This is a genomic window from Allomuricauda ruestringensis DSM 13258, from assembly GCF_000224085.1.
GTDB lineage: Bacteria > Bacteroidota > Bacteroidia > Flavobacteriales > Flavobacteriaceae > Flagellimonas > Flagellimonas ruestringensis.
Genome location: NC_015945.1, coordinates 3358903 through 3373776, shown reverse-complemented (window position 1 = coordinate 3373776; position 14874 = coordinate 3358903). Strand labels below are relative to the sequence as shown.

Sequence of the window (14874 nt, the reverse complement as noted above, 5' to 3'; positions counted from 1 at the left end):
TCTTTTAATTATTTAACAGGACCAGCTGGTGTAGCTCCTGGTGCTTGAACAAATGCCTTGATTCTCAATATTTCTGAACCTTTAGCTGTATTTGCGTTTACGGTAATTGTTTTTGTAACCTGGTTTTGACCTGATCCGTTGAACTTAACCAACAACTCTCCGGTATCTCCTGGTGCAATAGGGTCTTTTGGAGGGTTTGGTACGGTACAACCACAGCTACTTTTAGCATTTGTAATGATCAAAGGAGCATTGCCTGTATTGGTAAATGTAAAAGTTGTTTCCTGTGGAGTTCCTCTTTGGATTGTACCGAAATCGTGTTCAGTTTTCTCAAAGGTCATTACGGGAACATTTTTAGCTGCTTCATCTCTGTCCACAGCACTTTCAACGTTGTCAGCAACTATTTTTTTTGATGCTTTGTCCTTGCATGATACGCCCATAATGGCGACTACCATGATCAAACTTAAAATTGTTGTTATTCTTTTCATGATTAAAATTTGTTTTTCCAAAATTAAGGAATTATTGTTTATTGCAAACCTCTGCCTATTTTTTGAAGCCTACCATCTGATTTATACTCTTTTGCAAGCTTGTCCAAAACTCCATTTATAAAGATGCTACTCTTTGGTGTGGAGTACTCTTTGGCTATTTCCAAATACTCGTTCAAGGTTACTTTTTCTGGTATGGAAGGGAAGTTGAGCAGTTCGCAAATGGCCATTTTTAAAATAATGGAATCTATCTCCGCGATACGGTCGTTATCCCAATTGGGTGTTTTACCTTCGATTTCCTTTTCCCATTTGGCATCGTTGAGCAAAGTTTTAGTCAACAGTTCGTTGGCGAAATCCATATCCTGTTGGTCCTTCAGCAAAGCTGGTAAAAAGAAACGGTCCCCGGAATCTGGTTTGGCCTTTTTTAAACGCTTTACCAAAAAGGTGTTCACAATGGGAAAATCATCCACCCAAGTCAACTTATCGTCCTCAAAGTAATCGTAAATTTTTTCGTTTGGCGCTATAATTTCCTTGAACAGTTGAATAACAACATTCCGGTCATCCGCATAGCTATCCGCTTCATTAGACATGTACGCTTTGTAAACATCGCTGGAAATAACGGCTTTATGAATGATTTTCACATACTCATCATTCATGTACCAATTGTCCAACTTACGTTTGGACAGTTCGTTTTTCAAAACCTCGTTGTTCACCAATTGTAAGAGCAATCGGTTTTTTACAAACTTTTCAGGATCGGGGTAATTGTCTTCTTCAGTGGCCACATATTTTTTGGAAGCGTGGCTCGTATGTTTTTCCGCCAAACGATGGAGTTCGGCCAAGAGGCTTAAAATCAAAAGGTATAGAACGTACATGTTTTCTATACTAACTCTCAAAAACTTTTCTTGTTTTTGCAAGGAATCATCCTTGGATTGCACCAATGCATAGATGCATTGCATTACTTTTACTCTGATGTGCCTTCGGGTAAGCATGTTTAAAGAACTTTTAAAGTCATTGTTTGGCTTTCACTCCGCAAAAGTAATCTTATATTTGAATCTTACCTACCAAAGTTGTTTTCTTATCAGTTTTATAACGTTTACTTTGTGTGGTATGGTATATATTTGCGGGATTGTCGCTGTACATTTACCTTAAAAATCACCATTTTCCCTTTTTATGAAGGAACTGAAACACCTTAATAAATATTTTAAAAAATATTGGCTCAAACTTTTTTTGGGGGTCTTGATTACCATAATTGCACGTATTTTTTCCTTGGTAATGCCATCGTATGTGAACAAATCCATACAGGCAGTCGAAGACTTTGCGTCAGACGTGATCAGCCTTTCGGATGCCAAGGGATTATTGTTACAGTATATTCTGATTATCGTCGGAGCGGCCATCCTTTCTGGGCTTTTTACTTTTTTGATGCGACAGACCATCATTAATGTGTCCCGTTACATTGAATATGATTTGAAGAATGAGGTTTTTGACCATTATCAACTCCTTAGCCTTAATTTTTACAAAAAAAACAGGATCGGGGATTTAATGAACCGAATCAGTGAGGATATCAACCAAGTTCGTATGTACGGTGGCCCTGCCATTATGTACGGTATACAAACCTTAACGCTTTTTGTGTGCTTGATACCCCTAATGTTTATAAAGGCCCCTACCCTAGCGGCCTATACCTTGCTTCCGTTGCCTATTTTATCTGTTTTAATTTATCAAATCAGTAAAATAATCCATAAAAGAAGCACCAAGGTCCAAGAATATTTGTCCACCCTGTCCACTTTTACGCAAGAATCCTTTTCGGGGATTTCAGTAATAAAAGCATACAGCATTGAGCCCCGAATAAATACAGAGCTTCGTGGATTGGCGCAAGATGGAAAAGATACCAGCATGGCCTTGGCCAAAGTGAACGCTTGGTTCTTTCCTTTAATGATTTTATTGATCGGTATCAGTAATGTGTTTGTGATTTACATAGGTGGACGGCAATACATAAATGGGGAAATTGAGACCATTGGGATCATTGCCGAGTTTATTCTTTATGTAAATATGCTTACATGGCCTGTTGCCGTTGTGGGGTGGCTTACATCTATAGTGCAAAGGGCGGAGGCTTCCCAAAAAAGAATAAACGAATTTTTAAAGGAAGAGCCTTCCATTAAAAACCAAGTAAAAACACCGACCCCAATTACTGGTGGTATTGAGTTCAGAAATGTGACCTTTACTTACGAAGACACCAACATAACTGCTCTCAAAGATGTTTCATTTACGGTGGAAGCTGGTCAAACTGTGGCTATTTTAGGGAAAACAGGGGCAGGGAAATCAACGATATTGGATTTGGTGGCCCGCTTGTACGATACATCTTCGGGAGAAGTTTTGATTGATGGTGTTCCGGTCCAAGAGCTAAATCTAGACAGTTTAAGAAGTTCCATTGGTGCCGTTCCGCAAGATGCATTCTTGTTTTCGGACACCATTGAGAACAACATCCGTTTTGGAAACGAAAATGCAACTCACGATGATATTGTGGAAGTAGCCAAAAAAGCAGTAGTACATAAAAATATTGAAGGCTTTGCGAAAAAATACCAAACTATTTTGGGAGAACGTGGCATCACACTTAGTGGTGGTCAAAAACAACGTGTTTCCATCGCCCGCGCCCTCTTAAAAGACCCTAGAATCTATCTTTTTGATGATTGCCTATCCGCGGTGGATACCGAAACGGAAGAGGAAATACTGAACAACCTAAAGCGGGTTTCGGAAAGTAAAACCACACTTATTGTAAGTCACAGGGTATCATCTGCCAAGAATGCCGATAAAATCATTGTGTTGGACAACGGTAGCATCATTCAAGAGGGTACCCACGAGGAATTGAACAATACCGAAGGGTATTACAAAGACCTCTACATCAATCAACTCTCGGGTAAAGATTCATAAAAAAGTTGCTGAATTAGCTTTTTTTTTACATTTTTGAAGACATAATTCAACATAGTACTAAATACACTATACCATATGGGCCAGAAAGATACAATGGATCAGGAAGAGATTTATTCGAAAGTCTTAAGAGCAGGAAGAAGAACCTATTTTTTTGATGTAAGAAGTACCAAGGCCGGAGATTACTACCTTACCATCACCGAAAGTAAAAAGTTTACCCACGACGATGGTTCTTTCCACTACAAAAAGCACAAAATTTATCTGTACAAAGAAGATTTCAGTGCTTTCCGTGAGATTATGGAAGAGATGATGGATTACATTATTGACGAAAAAGGTACCGAGGTTATCTCCGAACGCCATCAAAAAGACTTTAAAAAGGACGAAGAAAACTTTAGTGAAAACGGGGCTGCGTCAGGCAACTTTACCGATGTAAGTTTCGACGACATCTAAAAACAATTCCTTAAAAAAATTAAGCGACCTGTATTTTTGCAGGTCGTTTTTTTATTTTTACCATATATGTAGTGCAATCCTAAAATTTAAGAACAATGGCTAGAACTCCCAGCAACATGCTTCCCTTGGGAACCAAGGCTCCAAACTTTGAACTATTGGACACCGTTTCCGATAAAAAACGCTCTTTGGACGAGTTGAAAGGAGAAAAAGGAACCGTAATCATGTTTATCTGCAACCACTGCCCTTTTGTGGTTCATGTAAACCCGATGATCGTAAAGTTGGCAAAAGAATATCAGGGAAAAGGGATTGCCTTTGTCGCCATTTCCAGCAACGATGTGGAAAACTATCCACAGGATGCCCCGCATTTAATGAAAGAAAAAGCCAAAAAGGATGGCTATACGTTCCCCTATTTGTATGATGAAACACAAGTAACGGCAAAGGCATACGATGCTGCCTGTACTCCCGACTTTTATCTCTTTGATGCTGAAATGACCTTAGTGTATCGAGGTCAACTCGACGATTCAAGGCCTGGCAATGACGTTCCACTAACAGGAGCTGACCTTAAAAGTGCAATGGATGCCGTTCTGGATGGCAAAGCTGCAGATTCCGAGCAAAAGCCGAGTCTCGGCTGTAATATTAAATGGACCAACATCTAACATCGTAGTAAAGAATGACCCTCACTATTCAAAAAAACAAGGTAATCTTGGAGCCCGTTACCCAAGATAACTTAAATGAATATTTGACCGTTGGTGTAAAATCGTACTGCGAGCATTACCTGCATCTTTGGGAGAACGAAGATCCAACACCCTATATTTCGTATGGACTGACCAAAGAAGTTGTTGAACGCGAACTTCAGGACCCCAATGCACTCAACTATCTGATTCAACAAAACAATAAAAATGTTGGCATCCTTAAATTGGTAAAAAACTGTGGCATTGATGAAATTGCAGATTCAGATGCACTGAAAGCTGAGAAAATTTATTTGCTGAAAGAACACTCCGGTAAAGGAATAGGCAAACAGGTGCTTTTGTTTATTGAAGACATCGCGAGAAAACGGAACAAAAAGTACGTTTGGCTGGATGCCATGCAAAAAGGAAATCCCGTTCATTTCTATCAAAAAAACGGATATATCATCAAAAGAGATAGCGAAATTCCTTTTCCGGGCGCAAGGCCAAACGAAAAAGCTATGTGGATTCTTACCAAGACCCTATGACCTACCATCCTTCGCGCTCCACCAAATTTTCAATATGGGCAAAATGATGGTTGCTGTGCCAAGCGTAGCGTGCAATGTTTTCTTCCAAAGTGGTCTCTTGGTTTCCATCGGGATGGATAAAGCTTCTTTTTAAATCTCCTTCAGAGATTCCTTTCAGCAAATAAACCAACTTGGCATGTATGGCACTCAAATGGTAGAGTGACATTAATATGGGTGCGGTACGGGTATCGAACAATTCGGCCCAGGCCTTTTCATCGTAGGCTTTAATTGTAGGAGTATCTTCCGTAAGTGCCCATTTAAAGCGAATATAGCTATTGTGGTGGCTATCGGAAATATGATGGACCACCTGGCGAACCGTCCAACCCCCTGGTCGATACGGGGTTTCGAGTTGTTCCTCGGACAATGGAGTAACCAAATCGCTCAAACGTTGGGGCAATTGTTCCAAAACGGAAATCCATTCCTCCAAATTATGTTTTGTGATGGTGTCAGGAACCTCAAATTTTCCAATGGGGTAACGTAGTTGTTCCAAAGTTTCTTTTTTGTTCATTTTGATTGAAGTTAGCTAATTCCATTGATTTTTTAGAGAAATGATTTAGACTTTTTCGAATCGAAAGATAGGGCTACGGATATTTGTCTCGCGAAACCTAAACATTATGGTCTAAGTACAAAGTCAATTTAGAAAGCAACAAGCACAAATTAATCGGCTAAATACCAATTGAAAAACACCTCCAATTCTTCAATCGACTCAACTCACCCCCCAAACCCAAAATCAGGTTCAAGATTTAAGGAAATTGTCTCTCCCCCATTCGCAATGGATTTGTATATGGCTTCCACGATCATCATATCACGTTTGCCCATTTCACCGGGCGCTTTGTTGGGCTCATCGAACAATACGTGCCGGGCAAAATCGTCCATTTGCAATTTCTGCTGGCTCTCGTGCGGAAATTTAATAACATCACCATTAGAAGTCACCCCGCTCAACGGACCATAATTATTGGCAGGCTGTAACCGAAACCATCCCGAAGTCCCGGAAACATACATCGCATTCGCATTAAAATTGTGCGAAGTGGAAATGTTGCCCACTGCCCCACTCGGGAATTCAAATTGTGCCGTAATGGTCTCGTCAGTGTCTTTAAAATACTCAGGTCTGGTGCTAAATTCCTGTGCAGCCACCGAAATTGGATTTTCACCCGTACCATAAATGGCACTTTGCACGGCATACACGCCCATATTCATTAAAGCACCCCCTCCCGAAAGTTTTTTGTCCAAACGCCATTGGTTTGTATTGCTCGTGGAGCGGTAGGCAGCATCCGCAGATACAAACAAAATATCACCAAAGGTTTTCCCCTTAACAAATTCCTTCACTTGCTGTGTGTAAGGTTCAGAATGCAAGCGATAGCCCATTCCCAATTTTACGCCAGCTTCCTTACATGCATTGATGATGGCATCACATTCCGCTACACTAATGGCCATAGGTTTTTCACAAATTACATGCTTGCCTGCTTGTGCCGCACGGATACTGAATTCGGCATGCATACTGTTGGGAAGCACCACATACACCACATCAATTTCTGGGTTGTTGGCAATGTCATCAAAATTTTGATAATTGTAGATGTTCTTTTTAGGAATACCGTATTTATCTGCCCAAACCTTTTCCTTTTCGGGAGTTCCAGTAACAATTCCTGCCAAATAACAATGTTGGGTATCCTGCAAAGCAGGTGCCAACTGATAGGTGCTGTAACTGCCAAGTCCAACTAGGGCAATGCCCAGCTTCTTTTTATCTTGATTGGCACCCATGGCACAGGCAAACGGCGCTGACGACAACAAGGCGGCACCTCCTATGCCTTTTGCGGTGAGATTGTTAAAATTTCTTCGGGTGAGACTCTTCATGGAATATAAAATTAGTTAACGCTATTAAATTTACACATAATAGAACAATCGAATGCACCTTCATGCATTTTCAGAGCTTTTGTCTGTATAAGAATCTTCAAATTCCCTATTTTTATGAACTAGACTAATTCAACCCGTAAAAATGAAAAAACTCTTACTACTAGGCATGGCGTTTTGCACGTCGCTTGCCTTTGCCCAAAGCAGAAAATTACCCGTTGACACCACAGTAACCACACAACATTCCGTAACCATCAACGGTTCCAACATTGACTACACCGCAACTACAGGAACCCAACCCGTATGGGATGAATTGGGAGAACCGATTGCTTCCCTGCACTATACGTATTACACCAAAAACGGTGTAAAAGACAGGTCTTCAAGACCTTTATTGATTTCCTTTAACGGAGGGCCGGGTTCTGGTTCGGTTTGGATGCACTTAGCCTACACAGGTCCGCGTATCCTTAAAATTGATGATGAAGGATACCCTGTGCAGCCTTATGGCGTTAAGGAAAATCCGTATTCCGTTTTGGACGTAACCGATATTGTTTACGTAAATCCTGTAAACACGGGCTATTCACGTACCATTCCCGAAACAGGAAAAGAAGTGGACCGTAAAAAATTCTTCGGAATCAATGCAGATACCAAATATTTGGCGGAATGGCTGAACACCTTTGTTTCTAGAAACAACCGCTGGAACTCTCCGAAATACATTGTGGGTGAAAGCTATGGAGGTACCCGAGTGATGGGGCTTTCGTTGGCACTTCAAAACCAACAATGGATGTACTTGAACGGCGTAATCATGGTTTCCCCTGCGGATTACAAGGTGTTCCGTGACAACGACCCTGTTTCCAGTGCATTGAACCTTCCTTATTTTGCCGCTGCAGCATGGCACCACAAGGCGTTGCCGTCTGACCTTCAAAGCAAAGATTTGTTGGAAGTACTGCCGGAAGTGGAAGAATTCACAATTAATGAATTACTGCCAGCAATCGCTAAAGGTGGTTTTATTCCTGAATCTGAACGTAAAGCCATTGCCGATAAAATGGCGCGTTATTCTGGATTGGATGCAAAAGACATTATTGACCACAATTTGGACGTACCAACGCAATTCTTTTGGAAAGCTTTGTTGAGGGACAAAGGTGGATACACGATCGGGCGTTTGGATAGCCGTTATTTGGGAATTGATAAAAAAATGGCAGGAACCCGACCAGATTACTCACCCGAATTGACCTCTTGGTTGCACAGCTTTACCCCTGCTATTAATTATTACTTGCAGGAAGAGCTTGATTTTAAAACTGACATTAAGTACAACATGTTCGGTCCTGTACATCCTTGGGACAATGATGATGATAACGTAAGGGAAAATCTACGTCAAGCGATGGCACAGAACCCATACTTGAACGTTTTGGTACAATCGGGATATTACGATGGTGCCTGCACCTATTTTGCCGCCAAGTATACCATGTCTCAAGTAGACCCAAGCGGTAGAATGAAAGACCGATTTGAGTTTAAAGGATACCGTTCCGGTCACATGATGTATTTGAGAAAAGAAGATTTAAAATCGGCCAACGAAGATATTAGGGCATTCATTTTAAGAACCCAAGCCAAAGGGAAGAGCGCGAAATATTAATTCAAATAATATTTATAGTTTACAAAAGCGGTAGGACATTTTAAGTTATACCGCTTTTTTGTTGAATAAAAATCTACAAAGTAGCCTTTTGTGTAACAAAAATGTAATTAATCATACTTATATGGTAAAATATATCAATTATGGGAGGTGAAGGAAGTATGATGCATGCCATAAAAAGCTTAAAGGCCAATCGAAGCATGCTAAAAAAAAGAAAGTTAGCTTCTAAAGATGATGTCTACGGCAAAAAAAACGTCACAAAATTACATTTCAAAAAATCTACCCGACGAGACGTAGCTCGAATCCGTAAAAAAATGTTTATCCAAAAAGAAAAAGAAAAACGGCAGATGTTTTATGCCTTTATAGCAACCGTTCTACTGTTTTTTGTGATGTATTTGCTATTTGTACAATGATAATTTTCTATTTTTAGCAAAAACCGCATAAAGTGAAAAAACAAACCATACTCTGGATGATGCTTTCTTTTTTAGGATTGATGGGCACTTCTAAAATCAATGCCCAAGATTGGCCCAATTTGGAAAAGTATAAAAACGCCAATGCTGAACTCCCTCCGCCTTCAGAAGGAGAAAACCGTGTAGTATTCATGGGCAACTCCATTACCGAAATGTGGGAAGATGCCCATCCTGAGTTTTTTAAGAACCACCCTTTTATAAACCGTGGCATCGGCGGACAGACCACGCCACAGATGTTGCTACGTTTTAGACAAGACGTTATTGACCTAAATCCAAAAGCAGTGGTGATTTTAGCCGGTACCAACGATATTGCGGGCAATACAGGCCCCATGACGCTGAAACAAATACACTATAATATCCTTTCCATGGTAGAACTGGCAAAAGCAAACGGCATTAAACCAATAGTTTGTTCCGTACTGCCTGCTTACGATTACCCGTGGCGTCCAGGTTTGGAGCCGAACATTAAAATACCAAAGCTCAATAACATGCTCAAGGCTATGACAGAAGCCCAAGGAGTTATTTACCTAGATTATTTTTCTGAAATGGCCGATGATAGGAATGGACTGCCATCCGAATTGACCACGGACGAAGTACATGTGACCAAAGTGGGCTATGAAATTATGGAGGAAATGGTGCGAGAAGCCATCAAAAAGGTTCTTAATACCAAGTAAAATGAACAACAATAAGTTTGTCCATGCTTTTGAAAATGGGAGTTTTCCACCAAGTCAATTCAATCACGCAGCGCATATCAAACTAGCTTGGATTTATTTAAATCAGTTTGATGAGGAGACTGCTATTTCCAAAACGTGTAAGGCCATTCAAAATTTTGATAAGCTACATGGAGATGGTACAAAATTTCACACAACCTTGACTGTGGCCGCTGTAAAAGTGGTGCATCATTTCAAGCAAAAATCGAACGCAACCAATTTTGAAGAATTTATAACCGAATTTCCTAGACTGATCACCTCGTTCAAAGAATTACTGTTCCAACATTATGGCAAAGATGTTATTGCCGACCCAAAGGCAAAAACAACCTATTTGGAACCCGACCTACTCCCGTTCAACTAAAATTACTTGTCTTAAATTAGTTACCTTACAACATGCAAAACGGCAAGGTTAGCATCATCATTCCTTTTAAAAACACTGCACATTTTCTTCCAGAATGCTTGGATTCCATTTTGAATCAAACCTATGCCTATTGGGAAATTCTGGCCGTTAATGACCATTCTACCGATAAGAGTTTTGAGCTCCTCTCCGCCTACTCCAAAAAAGATAATCGTATAAAAGTCTTCCAAAACAAAGGCACGGGGATTATTCCTGCGCTCCAAACGGCCTATGCCCAAAGTAGTGGAAGCTTTGTGACCCGCATGGATTCGGATGACATCATGAAGCCTATCAGATTGGAGGTAATGGTAAATGCTTTAGTTGAAAACGGTATTGGACATATCGCTGTTGGACAAGTAAAATATTTTTCTAACCGAGGCATTAGCAATGGTTATGAGCGGTATGAGACATGGTTGAACCAATTAACATCAACTGGCAATAATTATGATGAAATTTATAAGGAGTGCGTAATTCCCTCCCCTTGCTGGATGGTTCACCGAGAAGATTTTGATAAGTGCGATGGTTTTCAACCCAACCGTTACCCAGAAGATTACGACCTAACCTTTCGATTTTATGAACATGGATTTAAAATTATTCCCTGCAAAAAGGTGCTACACCTTTGGCGTGACTACGATACCCGAACCTCCCGTACCCATGAGCATTACGCACAAAACTATTTTTTAGACATCAAACTCCATTATTTTTTAAGGTTGAATTACGATGCAACCCGCACCTTGGTAGTTTGGGGAGCTGGATTTAAAGGGAAGAAGATTGCAAAAGGGTTGAAAAAACGAGGTCTTGATTTTGTTTGGCTGTGCGACAACCCAAAGAAAATCGGCAAAAAAATCTATGATAAAGAACTTGTCCACTTTGAGGCATTACAAGAACTGGACAATCCGCAAAGTATTATTACCGTTGCCAATGAAGAAGCCCAAAAAGAAATTCGAGCATATTTTTCAGAATTGGGGCAGTTGCCCATGCAGGATTACTTCTTTTTTTGTTAGACCTTAATTTCAATATTCGATTTGTGAAACTTAGTGGAATTCGTGTCAATGAGTTGAAGATTTCTCGGCTGCGCTCGAAATGACAATTTATAATATTTGACATATTTGTGAAATTCATGTCAAAGATAAATTGTGAGTTGTTAACGGTACATTACAAATGAAGTTTGAAATCAGAATGTTTTAATGCCTATCTTTGATCAAGCAATGTTGGGAATGCAGTTTAAACATCCAGAAATTCTTTGGGCACTTTTTCTTCTAGTCATACCCATTTTAATCCATTTATTTCAGTTACGGCGCTTTACCAAAACCCCGTTCACCAATGTGGCCATGCTACAAAAAGTGGTTTCGGAGTCCAGAAAAAGTAATTCCCTAAAAAAATGGCTGCTGCTATTTACCCGTCTCTTATTGTTGGCTGCCATCATAATTGCTTTTGCGCAACCGTTTACCTCGGCCACAACAGCGCTTCAAGAAAAGGAAACCGTTGTTTATCTGGACGACTCTTTCAGTATGCAAGCTAAGAACAATGGTATTTCACTTTTGGAAAAAGCTGTCCAGGATTTAATCAAAAACATTGATGGGGATACGGAGTTCAGTCTGTTCACTAACGAAAAAACATTCAATAACGTTCGCGTAACGGACATTCAAAATTCGTTGCTATCACTCCCCTACTCCTACAAACAACTGAACTTAAACGAAATTGACCTAAAGGCCAATAGTCTGTTCTCCCAAAACAATAGTAGCATAAAAAACTTGATTGTAATTTCTGATTTTCAAGAAAGATTATCCGATGGAAATACCGATTTGGATTCAACTTTAGTGACTCATTTTGTTCCGATGCAGCCGCGAGAGATCCAAAATGTATCGATTGATTCCGTTTTTGTGGATGATGGTTTGAATGAACAGGCCAAATTAAAAGTGTTTCTTTCTGGAGGGAACGAGAATAATGCCTTGCCCATTTCTCTTTATAATGATGAGGAATTGATTGCCAAAACTGCTGCAAAATTTAAATCAAATGGAGATGCAGAAGTAGCATTTACCATTCCAGCTAGTGAAAAGTTAAACGGACGTTTGAGCATCATCGATAATGCATTGGGGTACGATAATCGGTTTTACTTCAACATCAATTCCAAAGAAAAAATTAAAGTTTTGGCCATTAGTGAATCAGATAGCGATTATTTAAACCGATTGTTCCGGGGCGACGAGTTCGATTTTCAAAAATATGCTTTGAATCAACTGGATTACAGTAATTTGGATAATAAAAATGTAGTGATTCTGGATAATTTAGCTACAATTCCAAGTAGCCTTCAAAATATCTTGCGTACTTTTAAAAATGATGGTGGCACATTGATCATAGTTCCTGCGATCAACAGTAATTTATCCACATACAATACGTTTTTGTCCAGTTTATCCCCAACACAATTTTCGGAGAAAATCACATCCAATGCCCAATTGACTACCATCACCTTTGATCACCCATTGTACCGCAACGTTTTTGAACAGGAAGTGACCAATTTTCAATATCCATCCGTAAAAGAGCATTTTAGAATACAGACTACTTTGCCCAAAGCTTTGTCCTTAGAAGGCGGGGATTCGTTTTTGTCCGGGGATGACGGACTATATGTTTATACAGCTCCCTTAGCATTGGATAACTCCAATTTTATCAACTCGCCATTGATTGTGCCCACCTTTTATAATATGGCACAATCCAGTTTGCAAACACCAAAGCCCTATCAAACCCTTGGTGAAGTAACCACGGTGGATATTTCTGCTCAAATAGGCAACGACGATATTTTAGAGGCCTCCAAAGCAGGTTATGAGTTTATTCCGCTACAACAAACTTTCCCAAATCGGGTGCGGCTCACTTTTGACCAAAATCCGACCGAAGATGGCATTTTTTCCATTTTACAAAACGAACAAAGGCTACAAAATATAAGTTTTAATTACCCCAGAGCGGAAAGTCAACTCAAATATTTGGATATCGGAGTATTGGAAAATGTAAACACGATGGATTCCGTTCCCGAACTATTTGAATATCTGGAAGCGGAGAACAACATTACCGCATATTGGAAATGGTTTGTTATTTTAGCGTTGCTTCTGGCGCTTATTGAGGTACTCATTCAAAAATTTGTTACATGAACATTCTGCTGAAGTCTGCAAAAATCGTATGCCCAGATAACAAGGAACTTCACCTAAAGAAAAGGGATATCCTTATTAAAAAAGGAATCATCGAGAAGATTGGTGCCTCTGTGGAAGCTCCTGCCAATACCAAGGTGGTAGAAAAGGATAATCTACATGTATCCCTCGGTTGGTTCGATAGCAGCGTGAGTTTTGGTGAGCCAGGATTTGAGGAACGGGAAACCATTGCAAACGGATTGTTTACAGCCGGTAAAAGTGGGTTCACCGATATTGTGCTGAACCCAAACACGAATCCCGTGCCCGATACCAGCTCCGATGTGGTATTTTTAAAAGAACGTGGAATAGGTAAGGCTACAAAAATTTATCCTTTGGGCACCTTGACCAAGAATGCCGACGGCGTTGACCTTGCGGAGCTTTATGATATGAGGAATGCAGGGGCCGTGGCCTTTTACGATTTCAAAAAACAGGTTTCCAATCCCAACCTATTAAAAATAGCATTGTTGTACGCCCAAAATTTCGATGGACTGGTGTATTCCTTTCCTCAGGACGGCGACATAAAAGGAAAAGGTGTGGCCCACGAAGGCGAAGTATCCACCGTATTGGGACTAAAGGGTATTCCTGCCTTGGCCGAAGAACTGCAAGTTGCACGAGATCTTTTTATTTTGGAATATACCGGAGGTAAATTGCATATTCCGACCATATCTTCAGGGGGTTCGGTAAAACTTATCGCTGAGGCCAAGAAAAAGGGATTGGATGTAACGTGCAGCGTGGCCATTCATAATCTATTCTTTTCGGATGAAACCCTAACGAGTTTTGATACCCATTTTAAGGTGTCACCTCCCCTTCGGACAAAATCGGATTGTAAGACATTGATCAAGGGGGTGAAAAACGGAACCATTGATTTTGTGACCACAGACCATATTCCGATGGATATTGAGCACAAACGTGTGGAATTTGATAATGCAAAAAGTGGAAGTCTTGGGCTAGAGTCCGCTTTTGGAAGTTTGAACACCATTTTTGAGTTGGAAGAAACCATTGCTTTTTTAACCAAAGGACGTTCTCGGTTCCAAATAGTGCCTCCTGCCCTAAAAGAAGGTTCCAAAGCATGTTTAACCCTGTTCAATCCTGATGGTGAATATACTTTTGAGACAAAGAACATTCTTTCCACCTCAAAGAATAGCATGTTCGTAGGTTCCACATTAAAAGGTAAAGTTTACGGAATCATCAACAATGATCAAAGCATTTTATAATGAGTAATTCCACACCGGGAAAAACCACAGCAGTAGTAGCATATATTACCATTGTGGGCTGTTTGATTGCCATCACCATGAACATTGAACCCAAAAATACCTTTGCCCGTTTTCATATACGGCAGGCGTTTGGAATCCATATTCTTTTCCATGTCTTGGCCATATTGCTAACGTATACAGAGTTGGTTTATCTATCGATCCCCATCTATATTTTTTATATTGTAATCTGGGTGTTTGGTTTTTTACAAGCCCTGAACGAAAAGACAAAACCATTACCAGTATTGGGAAAATACTTTCAAAAATGGTTCACATTCATATCATAAACTATA

Annotated in this window: 15 protein-coding genes; 11 read left to right on the top strand and 4 right to left on the bottom strand. The window is 40.1% G+C overall.

The genetic code is table 11. The annotated features are described in order from the left end of the window. Positions 1-8: 8 nt before the first annotated feature. Both MURRU_RS15145 and nusB read right to left on the bottom strand, forming a co-directional pair. Complete coding sequence (locus MURRU_RS15145) at positions 9-485, bottom strand: DUF1573 domain-containing protein (RefSeq protein ID WP_014034352.1); 477 nt, start codon at positions 483-485, stop codon at positions 9-11. Between the two features lie 38 nt (positions 486-523). Beyond that, a complete protein-coding gene (gene nusB / locus MURRU_RS15140; protein ID WP_014034351.1) occupies positions 524-1471 on the bottom strand; it encodes a transcription antitermination factor NusB in 948 nt (315 codons plus the stop codon). A 181-nt stretch (positions 1472-1652) separates the two neighbouring features. Between nusB and MURRU_RS15135 the strand changes: the two genes are divergently transcribed. The 4 genes from MURRU_RS15135 (at position 1653) to MURRU_RS15120 (ending at position 5067) form a co-directional block, all read left to right on the top strand. Continuing rightward, complete coding sequence (locus MURRU_RS15135; protein ID WP_014034350.1) at positions 1653-3407, top strand: ABC transporter ATP-binding protein; 1755 nt, start codon at positions 1653-1655, stop codon at positions 3405-3407. Between the two features lie 75 nt (positions 3408-3482). Beyond that, on the top strand, positions 3483-3854 hold the full coding sequence (locus MURRU_RS15130; protein ID WP_014034349.1) for a PUR family DNA/RNA-binding protein: 372 nt from the start codon (positions 3483-3485) through the stop codon (positions 3852-3854). Between the two features lie 95 nt (positions 3855-3949). Then, positions 3950-4510 (top strand): thioredoxin family protein, encoded by a 561-nt coding sequence (locus MURRU_RS15125; RefSeq protein WP_014034348.1) that lies wholly within the window; start codon positions 3950-3952, stop codon positions 4508-4510. Between the two features lie 14 nt (positions 4511-4524). Continuing rightward, entirely contained in the window at positions 4525-5067 is a 543-nt protein-coding gene (locus MURRU_RS15120) for a GNAT family N-acetyltransferase (protein WP_014034347.1), read from the top strand. 1 nt (position 5068) lies between these two features. On the opposite strand, the gene MURRU_RS15115 is transcribed toward MURRU_RS15120, so the two are convergent. Next, on the bottom strand, positions 5069-5614 hold the full coding sequence (locus tag MURRU_RS15115; protein WP_014034346.1) for a YfiT family bacillithiol transferase: 546 nt from the start codon (positions 5612-5614) through the stop codon (positions 5069-5071). Positions 5615-5817: 203 nt separating this feature from the next. Then, on the bottom strand, positions 5818-6957 hold the full coding sequence (locus tag MURRU_RS15110; RefSeq protein WP_014034345.1) for a Gfo/Idh/MocA family protein: 1140 nt from the start codon (positions 6955-6957) through the stop codon (positions 5818-5820). A 142-nt stretch (positions 6958-7099) separates the two neighbouring features. On the opposite strand from MURRU_RS15110, the gene MURRU_RS15105 reads away from it, so the two are divergent. The 7 genes from MURRU_RS15105 to MURRU_RS15070 all read left to right on the top strand — a co-directional run bounded on the left by MURRU_RS15105 (position 7100) and on the right by MURRU_RS15070 (position 14868). Beyond that, positions 7100-8584 (top strand): S10 family peptidase, encoded by a 1485-nt coding sequence (locus MURRU_RS15105; protein WP_014034344.1) that lies wholly within the window; start codon positions 7100-7102, stop codon positions 8582-8584. A gap of 442 nt (positions 8585-9026) precedes the next feature. Continuing rightward, positions 9027-9722: an SGNH/GDSL hydrolase family protein gene (locus MURRU_RS15095; protein WP_014034342.1), complete on the top strand. Its 696-nt coding sequence runs from the start codon at positions 9027-9029 to the stop codon at positions 9720-9722. 1 nt (position 9723) lies between these two features. Then, complete coding sequence (locus MURRU_RS15090) at positions 9724-10119, top strand: hypothetical protein (protein ID WP_014034341.1); 396 nt, start codon at positions 9724-9726, stop codon at positions 10117-10119. Between the two features lie 32 nt (positions 10120-10151). Further along, the gene (locus MURRU_RS15085) at positions 10152-11159 is read left to right on the top strand and encodes a glycosyltransferase (RefSeq protein WP_014034340.1); all 1008 of its coding nucleotides are present in this window, start codon (positions 10152-10154) and stop codon (positions 11157-11159) included. Between the two features lie 213 nt (positions 11160-11372). Beyond that, the gene (locus tag MURRU_RS15080; protein WP_041802113.1) at positions 11373-13295 is read left to right on the top strand and encodes a BatA domain-containing protein; all 1923 of its coding nucleotides are present in this window, start codon (positions 11373-11375) and stop codon (positions 13293-13295) included. Next, on the top strand, positions 13292-14545 hold the full coding sequence (locus MURRU_RS15075) for a dihydroorotase (protein ID WP_014034338.1): 1254 nt from the start codon (positions 13292-13294) through the stop codon (positions 14543-14545). The genes MURRU_RS15080 and MURRU_RS15075 overlap by 4 nt, the downstream gene beginning before the upstream one ends. Next, the gene (locus MURRU_RS15070) at positions 14545-14868 is read left to right on the top strand and encodes a hypothetical protein (protein ID WP_014034337.1); all 324 of its coding nucleotides are present in this window, start codon (positions 14545-14547) and stop codon (positions 14866-14868) included. Before MURRU_RS15075 ends, MURRU_RS15070 begins: the two co-directional genes overlap by 1 nt. The last annotated feature ends 6 nt before the right edge of the window (positions 14869-14874 follow it).

Coding starts and splice junctions, on each gene's coding strand:
- MURRU_RS15145 (WP_014034352.1), bottom strand. CDS start 485: ATGAAAAGAATAACAACAATTTTAAGTTTGATCATGGTAGTCGCCATT.
- nusB (WP_014034351.1), bottom strand. CDS start 1,471: ATGCTTACCCGAAGGCACATCAGAGTAAAAGTAATGCAATGCATCTAT.
- MURRU_RS15135 (WP_014034350.1), top strand. CDS start 1,653: ATGAAGGAACTGAAACACCTTAATAAATATTTTAAAAAATATTGGCTC.
- MURRU_RS15130 (WP_014034349.1), top strand. CDS start 3,483: ATGGGCCAGAAAGATACAATGGATCAGGAAGAGATTTATTCGAAAGTC.
- MURRU_RS15125 (WP_014034348.1), top strand. CDS start 3,950: ATGGCTAGAACTCCCAGCAACATGCTTCCCTTGGGAACCAAGGCTCCA.
- MURRU_RS15120 (WP_014034347.1), top strand. CDS start 4,525: ATGACCCTCACTATTCAAAAAAACAAGGTAATCTTGGAGCCCGTTACC.
- MURRU_RS15115 (WP_014034346.1), bottom strand. CDS start 5,614: ATGAACAAAAAAGAAACTTTGGAACAACTACGTTACCCCATTGGAAAA.
- MURRU_RS15110 (WP_014034345.1), bottom strand. CDS start 6,957: ATGAAGAGTCTCACCCGAAGAAATTTTAACAATCTCACCGCAAAAGGC.
- MURRU_RS15105 (WP_014034344.1), top strand. CDS start 7,100: ATGAAAAAACTCTTACTACTAGGCATGGCGTTTTGCACGTCGCTTGCC.
- MURRU_RS15090 (WP_014034341.1), top strand. CDS start 9,724: ATGAACAACAATAAGTTTGTCCATGCTTTTGAAAATGGGAGTTTTCCA.
- MURRU_RS15085 (WP_014034340.1), top strand. CDS start 10,152: ATGCAAAACGGCAAGGTTAGCATCATCATTCCTTTTAAAAACACTGCA.
- MURRU_RS15080 (WP_041802113.1), top strand. CDS start 11,373: ATGCAGTTTAAACATCCAGAAATTCTTTGGGCACTTTTTCTTCTAGTC.
- MURRU_RS15075 (WP_014034338.1), top strand. CDS start 13,292: ATGAACATTCTGCTGAAGTCTGCAAAAATCGTATGCCCAGATAACAAG.
- MURRU_RS15070 (WP_014034337.1), top strand. CDS start 14,545: ATGAGTAATTCCACACCGGGAAAAACCACAGCAGTAGTAGCATATATT.